This window comes from Segatella copri (assembly GCF_019127135.1).
Taxonomy (GTDB): domain Bacteria; phylum Bacteroidota; class Bacteroidia; order Bacteroidales; family Bacteroidaceae; genus Prevotella.
In genome coordinates this window covers 16,714-27,292 of record NZ_JAHOEA010000046.1, presented here as the reverse complement: position 1 = coordinate 27,292, position 10,579 = coordinate 16,714, and the positions used below count along the sequence as shown (strand labels likewise).

Below are 10,579 nucleotides of genomic sequence, written 5' to 3'. Positions count from 1 at the left end.
TTATTCCAAAATTACGTTAAATCACGCTTGTGAATTTTCACTTGCGAAACTTTAGTTATTAACATCCTTCTCTACTTTTTGGGTCTTCCTGCCAAAGTCGAAGGAGTAAGCAACCTTGATGCTGGCATATTGCGAAGCCGTCTGGTCTTTGATGCTCTTACTGTAGCTGTAGATAGGCAAATCCAACCAATATTGCTTCTCCTGCTTTTTGAAAGGCGATACTGCCTGAAGTTCTACATAGAGGTTGCCCCTGCTGTAAGAACACGACATTCCATAGTCGATAGGAGTCTTGCTTATCACCAAAGCTGCTTCATCCAAAGACTTCTTGCCAAAATGCAGATAAGGCTTCAAGGCAAAATCACCCATGAACATATTCAACCCAAGATTACCCGTCAAATTGTTGTTATGCATCGACCAGGTAGTCTTCACCTCCGCATGGCTATATCTGATATCTCCCGACAGATTGGCAAACTTACACAGTTTGTACTGCAAGGCGAGGATAGCAGAATAATATTGAGCATTTCCACCATTCGAGTAAGTCTTCACTATTTTCCCGTTTGCCTCATCCAGGTAATAATCATCAGTTACAGGATGATGATTGTAGCGGAATTGTCCGATGGCAGAAACACTCAACCTGTTGAAACGCCCCATATAATATAAATAGGTGTTGATGTCATGTGATTTCTTCAGTTCGGGCATTCCCTTTTCCATCATGTGGGAATTGACCTGAATCATAGCCCGGTTGATGACATCCATACCATGATTGGAGTTCACAAAGTTGAATGACCACAAGAGCATTCCCTTATTCAGCTGGTATTGCACATTCGTATTGATGCGAGGAGACAGCTGGCTAAAACTGTTGTCTCCATGCAGATGATATTGAAGCCAATCCAATCCGATGCGGGTTTTCAGGCTCAAGCGCCTGCTAGCCTGAAAATTATAGGAGAAGAAAGCCAACGACTCCCCTTTCCACAGATGCTGCCAAAGTTCGCAATTGCCGGAATAATCGGCATTCCAGACATCGTGGTAATGAAACAGTTCCACAGATAAGGAATGCTTTTGAGAGAAATAATTATAGATGGCAGACAGCTGGAACGACAGCGCTTTCTCGTCTTCATCGGTTATTGCCTCGAAAGGCTGTTCCTGATAAAGACGATGATAGGAGTTGGCAGAATACTTGCCATGTACTCCCAAGGTAAGCGTCTGATTCTTGCTTAATGGCAAGTTGGCGTTCAGGTCAATCTTAGGAGACAGACTCTTCTTCCGGATATTTGAGAAGATGTCCGTCTCTGTGCTTTCCTTCGCAAAACCAGAAGATGCATTTCTTGGAGTAGAGAGGTTGACGAGCGTAAACTTGCCCACCCAATATCTCTTTCCCTTCTGGTTCTGATAGCGGAACTGCATATATTCCTGATGATTCTGGTAAGAATTCTTACTATAGCTCTCCCTATCAAATAAGGATTGCGTAAACTGATAGTTCTCATTGTTCCAGGTCTCAGTACCATCCACATGACTATAGTTTGCACCAGCAAACACAGTATAGGAATTGTTACCTTTTACATAATTGGTGGCAACGTTATAGTCGCCATGGTCATATCCTATCGTCTGCAGTCCGTCAGCCTGCACATATCCTCCATATCGGTATTGTTTGGTGATGAAGTTGACGACAAGCTTATCCTTGGCGTATTTTCCCGATGGAGCATCATGATATTCTATCTTCTCGATGTCACGAGGACGGAGCATCTGTATTTCCCGGATGTCGCATTCCTGCCCATTCAGATACAAGGTGGCTTGCAGTCCCATCACATCCACCTGATTCGACTTTGCATCGATGATGAGTCCTGGGATATTCAGGTTTTCCAACACCCCGAATCCATTGACCGCATGTTTTCGTTGCTGGCTGTTGGGATAGATGACGAGATGATCACCCACACGACTGATATTGGAGGCTGATACCACCACATCATCCAAAGCTTTAGTAGAGACTATGGAGTCCTTCCCAGTGTTCTGAGCGAACACGGGCACAGCAGCCATCAGCAGTCCAAAAGAGCAAAAAACCGTCTTCATTCTTACAATATGTTTTTATTTCATCATTATCTAGTACAAAAGTACACATTATTATCCAAAACCATTACATCTCTTCCGTTAAATTTGTATAACTGCATCAAATTACCAATTCCATCCAGTTCTTCATCCCTCCTAGCCTGAATGTATTCCCGTTTTTTGTCATACATCATCTCTTAAAAAACCTAACTCATAGAGTTAACATCCAAAAGTCATAGAGTTACGGGGAGAAAAGCATAGGGTTACGAGAAGAAAACTATAGGGAGAAAAGCTAAAAAAGCATGATTTTGACTCCAAAATCACTGAAAAAAACAACACGGACAAATTGAATTTGTCCGGCTCTTTTGTCCGACGGCTTATAATATTCTAAATATCAACCACTTAGAACCAACCGGACAATTTGTCCGGACAAATTCAATTTGTCCGTGTTTTAAAAATGAGCTATAATCTGCTCTTTTCTGCATTACCAGCACCCGTACCCTTATACTTGCTCTTGGTGGCATTGAAGTTATAAGTTACATTGACCAAGAACATGCGGGTATTATCTATACCGGTTCTGGTGAAGTGCGCATACGAATTATTATATTTCCAACTCTCGTTCTGACCATGAAGCAAATCCTCTGCTTCCAATCTCACAACCAGTCGGTTGTTCAGGAACGACTTGGAAATAGACGCATCAAGGGAATTCCATGCATAGTTGACACCCAATTCGCTATAATTACGCGACTGGTAAGCGTATTCCAATCGAGCCTTCCAATGATGTGGCAATACCCAGGTATTCTCCAAATCCAGATAGAGAGAAGGACGGTTGGCATTATAGTCGCTGACATATTTCTCGGCATTAAAGAACTGATTGACCAGACCTACCGTATAGTCAAGATGCCATAAGCCTATCACAGGAGTAGCCTCAAGATAGAACTTCAGGTTCTGAATCTTATCTACATTCTCGTAATATGACAGGGCTATATCCTTATTGCCCTGGAATGGCTTCATCATATATACCGAGGCATTCTTGTTGTAGATATATTCAGCAGAGAAACTCAGCCAGGAATATTGCGCATCCCATTCCAGATGATAGGCATCCTTTGGTCGCAAGTTCGGATTACCGCTTTCATAGGAATGACGACTCGTATATCGGGTATAACCGGAAAGACGGAAGTAACTTGGTCGATAGGTCTTCGCCGTGAAACTCAATGAAGAATGCCACTTGCCCTTGTCATATCCTAAGGATACATTAGGAAATACATTATCATACTTTCTGCTCATATCCGGATTGAGCACTCCTTCGGCATAATAGTCTGATTTTACATGCTCATATCTCACACCGGCATTCAGGGAATAATCTCCCAACGACCATGCTGCCTCAGCAAAGGTGGCAATGTTCTGTTCCTTGATTCTGGAATCATTGGATGCAGCCACACCACCCTCGTTCTGGTTGTTGGTATGACTATCAGAATTTGTGTATTCCGAACCAAAGTCTATGTTCAACTGGTCGGTCAAAGGATAAGAAACAACCAATTTACCGGCAAGCAACTTTCCTTTGGTATGGCTATCAGAACATACTATCTGGTCACCCAACTCAGAACTGGTTTCGGTGGCTTTCTGTATCTGGTCTTTCGTCCTCCACAACGCTGATGCATTCAGGTCTATACTCCACTTGCCTATCTTACCATCATAATAAAAGTCAGCCTGATGAATAGGAGTCTGCTTGGAATCTGACTCATCGTTGAGATAATTCACATCTCCCTGGTGAACTCCATCCTGAAAGATGGAATAGTTCTGCCTAACAGTAAAATACTTGGTATAGCCAGAACCAAACTTATATTTCAGACCGATGGTATGATTTTCGTTGAATTCATAATTGAAACCCAGATTGGCATCAGGTCCATAATCTCTAGAATCAATGCGCCCTACTGATTTTTGATATATCTGATGCTGATTTCCATTGATATATTCATCCAATCCCAACTTATCATAGAAATACGAATCTGACCACATCAATCCACCGAATACATCCAGTCCACCCACACGGTAATTGAGATTAGCCTGCTCTTGCCAGGCATTCTTCATGGCAAAACCATATTTTGCCTGAAAATTACCACTCCATCCATAACCTTGCTTCTTGACCGTGGTAATACGAATCACCGAATTGACCTGGGCATCATACTGCGCACCAGGAGTCGTGATAACCGTCACGTTCTTCACATCCTTGGAAGATATGGTTTGCAATTCATTTTTGTCGGTCAGCTTTCTGCCGTTGACATAAATCTCCGGTGTGCCTTTGCCGAACACCGAACAGTTTCCATCCTTATCCACACGCACTCTTGGAACCTGCTTCAACAAGTCGGCAACCATACCCGCATCACTCAGTATCGTACCTTGCACCTGGGTCTGAAATCCCTCGCGAGTCAGTTTTGTCTTGGGGCGAACCGCCTTTACTATCACCTTCTGCAGGTTCATCGTTGCCTCCTTCAGAGTAATTGAACCTATCTTACCTGTATGATAAGTATCAACAGCGGTATGATAGCCCACGCAACTTACTCTTACTATCGCCTTTCTGGCTCCGCAGGGAATCACGAACTGGCCGTTCTCATTCGTCACGCCGCCATTTATCAATGAAGAATCACGAACATTCAGCAGGGCTACATTGGCGAAATCTACAGGGCGTTTCTTATTGTCGATGATGCGACCTATCATCTTGGTGGGAGTCTTCTGCGTACACTCCACAAAGATGTTTTCGCCATCTATCGTCATCTTCATCGGATAGAAACCCATGATCTGGCGGATGGCATCCGGAGCTGTTCGCTTCACGATACTTGTGGTAACCGTGAAATCTTCCAGTTCATCATACATAAAGTTGATACGATAATCCTTGGTGCTTTTGGCAAGGATGGTGAGTGCTTCTGACATAGAAGTGTTGCGGAAGCTGCGGGTGATGCGTTGGGCATAGATGGTCTGAAGAGAAAGGCTCATCAGACCTGCCAGCAGCATGATATTTCTTAATCTTTTCATCTTATTCCACGATTAAAGTTTGACCTTCATGACGAATATTCACTTTCTCGAAATGATTCAACAGTTCGATAATATCATCCAGACTCATGTTCTTCTCCAGTTGCAGGAAGAGACGGATATGGCGAGCCGACTCGTTCTGATAAGTTACCTGGAGATGGAAATGCCCGGCAATAGGAGTCAGGATATTCTGAAGCTCAGCGTTTTCGTAAACCAATGGGAGCTGGGCAAGACTTGCAGAATCTGTCTTTTCTTCTATGTTGGATTTCTGAGGAGCAGAAATCTGCTGGATAGAATCCTTTTGGGATGCCACGAGTTCGGTATTGTTGTTATCTGATGCCTGATGAGAACGGGTTACCAGATGAATGGCAGCAAAGGTGATGCCGGAGACGACAAGGACGGCTGCAACGGCAGCCACCTTTCTCATCGGGCTCCAGAGAGGAAACAACTTGGCGGTTTTCTGGGTTTCTGTATTCTGACTCATCTCTTCTTTCTGCTGCATTTCTTCTTTCAGCTTCATCTCATCTTTCAGCTTCTCCCATTCAGCATCAATCGAAGGCAGTTTCATTTCTTCCTTCGACTTGGCGAAATCCAGAGACTGTCGGGTCTCTATCAGCTGCTGATAGAGTTCGTTCACTTCCTCATCGCCCAGAAGTTCATCCTTCTGGGTTTCGGAATACTTTTCGGGATGCTCCAGGAGATCGAGGAGCAAATCCCATTTCTGAGAATCCATCTTCTGAGGATCTATGTCAGATAATTCATGTTTCATTTTCTTTTCCTTTCTTCATTTTAGGGTTATTATTTTCCTTTCAACTTTTCTCTGAGCGTTCGCAAACCTTTCACGATATGCTTGTTCACTGCCGAAACGCTGATGCCCAGTTCCTCCGCCGTATCCTTATACGACATTCCTTCCCGATAGCACAATCGGATGACGGAAGCTGTCTGGTCGGTCAGGTCATGGTCGATGCAATCTACGGCAGCCTGCCATCGCTCTTCCAGACGAGAAGGTTCTTCCTCCGTCAATTTCTCTTCCGAGAGAGGGAGAAGCCGTTTCAGTCGTTCATCTCTCTTCTTTCTGGCTATGAGATTGATGCAGGCATTCTTCACGCTTCGCATCAGGTAAGCCCGGTCTGGAACCAGCTGTTTATCCCACAATCTGGAGAACACATCGCTCACCACATCCCTCGCCTCCTCATTATCATGGAGCAAGGCAAAGGCGAAGCGATACATCTGCTCGTAATGGTCGTGGAACAGCCGTTCCATCCGCTGTTCATTTTCTTCTGTCATCACGTCATTTTCTTCTTGTTTCTACTCTTATATACAAGCTTTCCTGAAATCAATTACCCCTAAAATGAAGAAATCTTCTACTTTTTTCGAAAAACCTATGCAAAGGTAATAAAAAACTAGAAAAAAGCTTGCTCTTTCGAATAAAAAGTGTATCTTTGCAGCAAGAAACAACATCATTATATTATGGGTAAACGAGCCATCATAGAAGCTTTACGCCATTATTTCAGCACCCAACCCGTATTGAAAGTCTGGCTGTTCGGTTCTTTCTCCAGAGGGGAAGAAACGAAGGATAGCGATGTCGATATTATGGTTTCTTTGGACAAGAGCAAACCTATTGGTTTAAAATTCTTCGGCATGTGGAGTGATTTGGAAGAACTCTTAGGTAGAAAAGTTGATTTGGTATCAGAAGGAACCTTACTTCCTTTTGCACAGGAATCAATAGAACGTGATAAAATCTTAGTTTATGAGAGAACGAAGTAGAGATAAAAACCGCTTAGAGCACATGCTCAGAAGAAGTAAGATTTTAGAAGAACGCCGCAAACATGTTGATCCTGAGATTCGCAAGTCTGTAGATTTGTCTTTCCAAATCGTAGATAGGATACATGACATTCTGGTTTCTAAAGGGATGAAGCAGAAAGACCTAGCCCTTCTACTCGGAAAACGGGAAGCGGAAATAAGCAAATGGATGCGAGGAACACATAATTTTACAATAGACACTCTTGTATCTATTGAGGATGCTCTCCAAGCTCCGATATTAAATGTAGTTCATCAGGATTTAGAAATATGTGTATAAAATTTTAATCGGTCAAGCAAAGAGCAAAACAATAAGGTTTTGCCTTCGCTTGACCGATTGTCATATATTCATTGTTTATTAAGAGAGTTTCTTCCTAACAAGAACTACAAGCGGCTCTTTTCAGTATTACCGGCACCCGTACCCTTGTACTTGCTTCTACTAACATTAAACTTATAGCTGAATGAGCACATGAACATTCGGGTATCCGTATATTTTCTGGTATAGATATCGCTGGTACCATATACCAATCTTGTGGAATTGCGCATCGTCGCAAAAAGGTCATTGCCCGCCAAAATGACATTCAGGCGGTCGTGAAGAAAACTTCTACGCAAAGAGACGTCCACTCCTCCTTGTGCCATATAAAGCGGAAGCGCAGAATGGCCCTGCGTGTTCCAACTCATATCAAGATTAAGCGTCCAACCGCATGGTAGTGAAAACGCATTATTGAAAGAGCCCATGAATATCGGTTTGCTGTATGCCTTACCACCAATGGTCAGGAACTGCTTTCTCATACCAGCGTCCAACGTAGGATGCCACCATCCTATCGTTGGCGATGCCGTCAGTCCCACGTAACAAACCTGAGTATGATTCAAATTACGAAAGGTGTACATACTGATTAACTCATTGTCATGATACGGTTCTATCACCTGATAGCAAGGATCTACAAGATAACGCCAGTTGGCAAAAAACTGGAACCATTTATATCCCAGATTAATCCCTATGCCATGTTCGAAGCTTGACTTGAGCAATGGATTTCCACCCTGATAATAATAGCGACTATTATATTGCACGTTACTACTTAACTGACTATAGGAAGGACGACTCACCGTCACCTTATAAACCATATTCATTTTCACATTCCCGACAGGAAAGGTCAAGGACACATTCGGAAAGAAATGGTCGTACTTACGACTCTGGTCGGGTACGAAATAATCCTTATTCTCCTCGCTCCAATAATCACCACCTGTATTATAGTAATTGGAAGAAACATGTTCGTATCTGAGGCCAGCATTCAGTTCTACCTTGTTCAGTCTCAATCCATAAGAAACAAAGGCTGCAAGATTACTTTCCTTCACCTGGTCGTCCGTCTTGCCTGGCAAGTCAGTTCCCTGTTCATCTATAGTATAAAGATTGGCACGGCAACTTTCGGTAAACTCATTACCAACCTTCAGAGTACCTTTCCATACCGGAAAGCTCAGTACCAGCTTAGATGCATGCATCCAACTATCAGCTGTGAAATCAGATTCTATCGTACGAGAATCTCCGCCCTCAATTCCTGTTTCTTCAGAATATTGAGTCTGTCCTGTTTTACGAAGATATATTTCCCCATTCCATTCTATGCTCACCTTTCCTATCTGTCCGGCATAATAAGCCGTAATATCCTGCGTAGGTCGGCTTTTGAAACGACAATACATATCATTTGTATAGCTTTCTGTCTTGGAGCCATTCTTCCAGACATCCATCAGCGAATTCCATCCACCCCGACTATAAGGATTGATGTTCACCTCGTAAGTAGCACCCACGGAATGCTTATCATTGAAAACATAATTAAAACCAAGACTTCCACTGGTATAGTAACTCTTGTTTTTGATAATCAAGTCTTCGTTGATATTCATGAGCGTCTTGCCGTAGAGTCTGTTATCATTATGCTGATCCTGATAGCCCTGAGACAAACCGCCATACAAATTGGAGAAGATATCCAATCCCCGATAGCGATAATTCAAATCGAGTACTTCACGATGATTGTCCTGATGATTGCGCTGATAGACCTGGCGATAAGTCAATCCCAGTCCTTCTCCCTTCTTTCTTGTCGTCTTGATTCTGATGACAGACTGATAGGTTGCATCGTATTCAGCACCCGGCTCGGTTATCACCTCTACATGTTTGATGTCAGAAGAACTCAATCTATCGAGATCAATGGTTCCCTTGATTTTCTTGTTATCGATATAAATCAAAGGTTTACCTTTTCCCAAGACTTCTATATCACCGTTCTTCTGCATCACTCTCGGAAGATGTTTCAATACATCTTCTGCCGAGCCCATTTTCTCCAAGGATGTACCTTCTACCTGAGCCACCAATCCTTCAGAAGTCATTCTGAAAGGCTGTCGATGTCCTTTCACTACTATTTTCTGCAGATTCATCGTTGCCTCCTTCAGAGTTATCGTCCCTATCTTACCTATATTATATGTATTGCTTGTCGTAATATAGCCCACGCAACTTACTCTTACTATCGCCTTTGTGGCTTCGCAGGGAATCACGAACTGGCCGTTCTCATTCGTAACGCCACCATTAATCAAAGAAGAGTCACGGACATTCAGCAGGGCAACATTGGCGAAATCTACAGGGCGATTCTTATTATCTATGATGCGACCTATCATCTTGGTGGGAGTCTTCTGCGTACACTCCACAATAATATTATCCTCCACCTGCGTCATCCTGATGGGATAGAATCCTATCAGCTGCATGATGGCATCGGGAACGCTCTGGTTTCTGATGCTCTTGGTCACCCTGAAATCCTCCAGTTCATCATACACGAAGTTGATGGTGTACTTATGCTGGCGGGCATTCAAATCCTTCAACGCCGCAGAGAACGACACATTATTATATTGTCGGGTGATGCGCTGGGCATAAGACTGCTGAACCCAAAGCAACAGGAAGAGAAGAAGAAGCTCTCTGATAAGCTTGCCGCTAACGGGCATTGGTTTCCAAAAATCTCTCATAAATATATCCTCCTATCTTATTTCACCATCAATGTTCCGTCAATATACTCTATCTGTATGCGGTCGAAAGCATTCAAAATCTTCAGGTTCTGCTCCAAAGTCTTCGTCTTGTTCCAGTTGAAGAAGAGACGGATGTGCTGGGCACCGGCATCCACATACTCCACCTTGACATGATAGAAACCGGATAACTGAGCCAGAATGGTTCCCAATTCAGCATCATCAAACACCACCGGCTTCATATCAAGCGAATCCTTGTTCTCTGCTGTTGCAGCACGAAGACTGTCATTCGGCAGCGCCTGGGTTGTTGCCAGCTGTTCTGTCGCAGCCTTGTTATCCGCTGTCTGATCAGAAGCCGGGAACCCCAACCAGCCATTGTGAATCGCAGCCAAGGCTACCCCCGAAAGGAAGATGATGCCGACGATGGATGCAGCAATCTTCACCCGGTTACGATAAACGCTCTTGGATTTGCCGGCATCCATCGCCATCTTATCCTCGTGATGTGCCTGAACAAATTCCTTCCAAGCTCCATCCACATCCACCTCCTTCGGATTGGCTTTCTTGCCAGCCATTCTCGCCATCGCCAGTTCATGGAAGAACTCCTTCACTTCCTCATCGGCAAGCAGGTGCTCCACCTGCTCGTCAGTATATTTCTCGGGATGCTCCTGCATGTCAAAGAGCATCATCCGCTTTTCTTCTTTACTCATGT

At 43.6% G+C, this 10,579-nt stretch carries 8 protein-coding genes; 2 read left to right on the top strand and 6 right to left on the bottom strand.

From position 1 onward, the window contains the following. Window positions 1–51 precede the first annotated feature (51 nt). The 4 genes from KSW37_RS11685 to KSW37_RS11670 form a co-directional block, all read right to left on the bottom strand. Window positions 52–2,067 carry a hypothetical protein gene (locus KSW37_RS11685; RefSeq protein WP_217314578.1) on the bottom strand — a complete coding sequence of 672 codons (2,016 nt, stop codon included), beginning with the start codon at window positions 2,065–2,067 and terminating at the stop codon, window positions 52–54. A 438-nt stretch (window positions 2,068–2,505) separates the two neighbouring features. After that, window positions 2,506–5,076 (bottom strand): outer membrane beta-barrel family protein, encoded by a 2,571-nt coding sequence (locus KSW37_RS11680; protein WP_217314577.1) that lies wholly within the window; start codon window positions 5,074–5,076, stop codon window positions 2,506–2,508. A 1-nt stretch (window position 5,077) separates the two neighbouring features. Beyond that, window positions 5,078–5,842 carry a DUF4974 domain-containing protein gene (locus tag KSW37_RS11675; protein WP_217314576.1) on the bottom strand — a complete coding sequence of 255 codons (765 nt, stop codon included), beginning with the start codon at window positions 5,840–5,842 and terminating at the stop codon, window positions 5,078–5,080. A gap of 29 nt (window positions 5,843–5,871) precedes the next feature. Further along, complete coding sequence (locus KSW37_RS11670) at window positions 5,872–6,360, bottom strand: RNA polymerase sigma factor (RefSeq protein ID WP_228113455.1); 489 nt, start codon at window positions 6,358–6,360, stop codon at window positions 5,872–5,874. Window positions 6,361–6,543: 183 nt separating this feature from the next. Between KSW37_RS11670 and KSW37_RS11665 the strand changes: the two genes are divergently transcribed. Together KSW37_RS11665 and KSW37_RS11660 are read left to right on the top strand one after the other, a co-directional pair. Further along, window positions 6,544–6,840: a nucleotidyltransferase family protein gene (locus KSW37_RS11665; protein WP_217314575.1), complete on the top strand. Its 297-nt coding sequence runs from the start codon at window positions 6,544–6,546 to the stop codon at window positions 6,838–6,840. Beyond that, complete coding sequence (locus KSW37_RS11660) at window positions 6,824–7,153, top strand: helix-turn-helix domain-containing protein (protein WP_254368641.1); 330 nt, start codon at window positions 6,824–6,826, stop codon at window positions 7,151–7,153. The genes KSW37_RS11665 and KSW37_RS11660 overlap by 17 nt, the downstream gene beginning before the upstream one ends. A gap of 104 nt (window positions 7,154–7,257) precedes the next feature. Here KSW37_RS11660 and KSW37_RS11655 read toward each other — a convergent pair whose 3' ends face one another. Further along, window positions 7,258–9,873, bottom strand: coding sequence for an outer membrane beta-barrel protein (locus KSW37_RS11655; protein WP_217314574.1), 2,616 nt, complete (start codon window positions 9,871–9,873; stop codon window positions 7,258–7,260). A 17-nt stretch (window positions 9,874–9,890) separates the two neighbouring features. Beyond that, complete coding sequence (locus tag KSW37_RS11650) at window positions 9,891–10,577, bottom strand: DUF4974 domain-containing protein (protein WP_254368640.1); 687 nt, start codon at window positions 10,575–10,577, stop codon at window positions 9,891–9,893. Window positions 10,578–10,579: the final 2 nt, after the last annotated feature.

Excerpts from the sequence above, each read along its gene's own strand:
- KSW37_RS11665 (WP_217314575.1), top strand. The coding sequence starts at position 6,544 with ATGGGTAAACGAGCCATCATAGAAGCTTTACGCCATTATTTCAGCACC.
- KSW37_RS11655 (WP_217314574.1), bottom strand. The coding sequence starts at position 9,873 with ATGAGAGATTTTTGGAAACCAATGCCCGTTAGCGGCAAGCTTATCAGA.
- KSW37_RS11675 (WP_217314576.1), bottom strand. The coding sequence starts at position 5,842 with ATGAAACATGAATTATCTGACATAGATCCTCAGAAGATGGATTCTCAG.
- KSW37_RS11670 (WP_228113455.1), bottom strand. The coding sequence starts at position 6,360 with ATGACAGAAGAAAATGAACAGCGGATGGAACGGCTGTTCCACGACCAT.
- KSW37_RS11680 (WP_217314577.1), bottom strand. The coding sequence starts at position 5,076 with ATGAAAAGATTAAGAAATATCATGCTGCTGGCAGGTCTGATGAGCCTT.
- KSW37_RS11660 (WP_254368641.1), top strand. The coding sequence starts at position 6,824 with ATGAGAGAACGAAGTAGAGATAAAAACCGCTTAGAGCACATGCTCAGA.
- KSW37_RS11685 (WP_217314578.1), bottom strand. The coding sequence starts at position 2,067 with ATGAAGACGGTTTTTTGCTCTTTTGGACTGCTGATGGCTGCTGTGCCC.
- KSW37_RS11650 (WP_254368640.1), bottom strand. The coding sequence starts at position 10,577 with ATGAGTAAAGAAGAAAAGCGGATGATGCTCTTTGACATGCAGGAGCAT.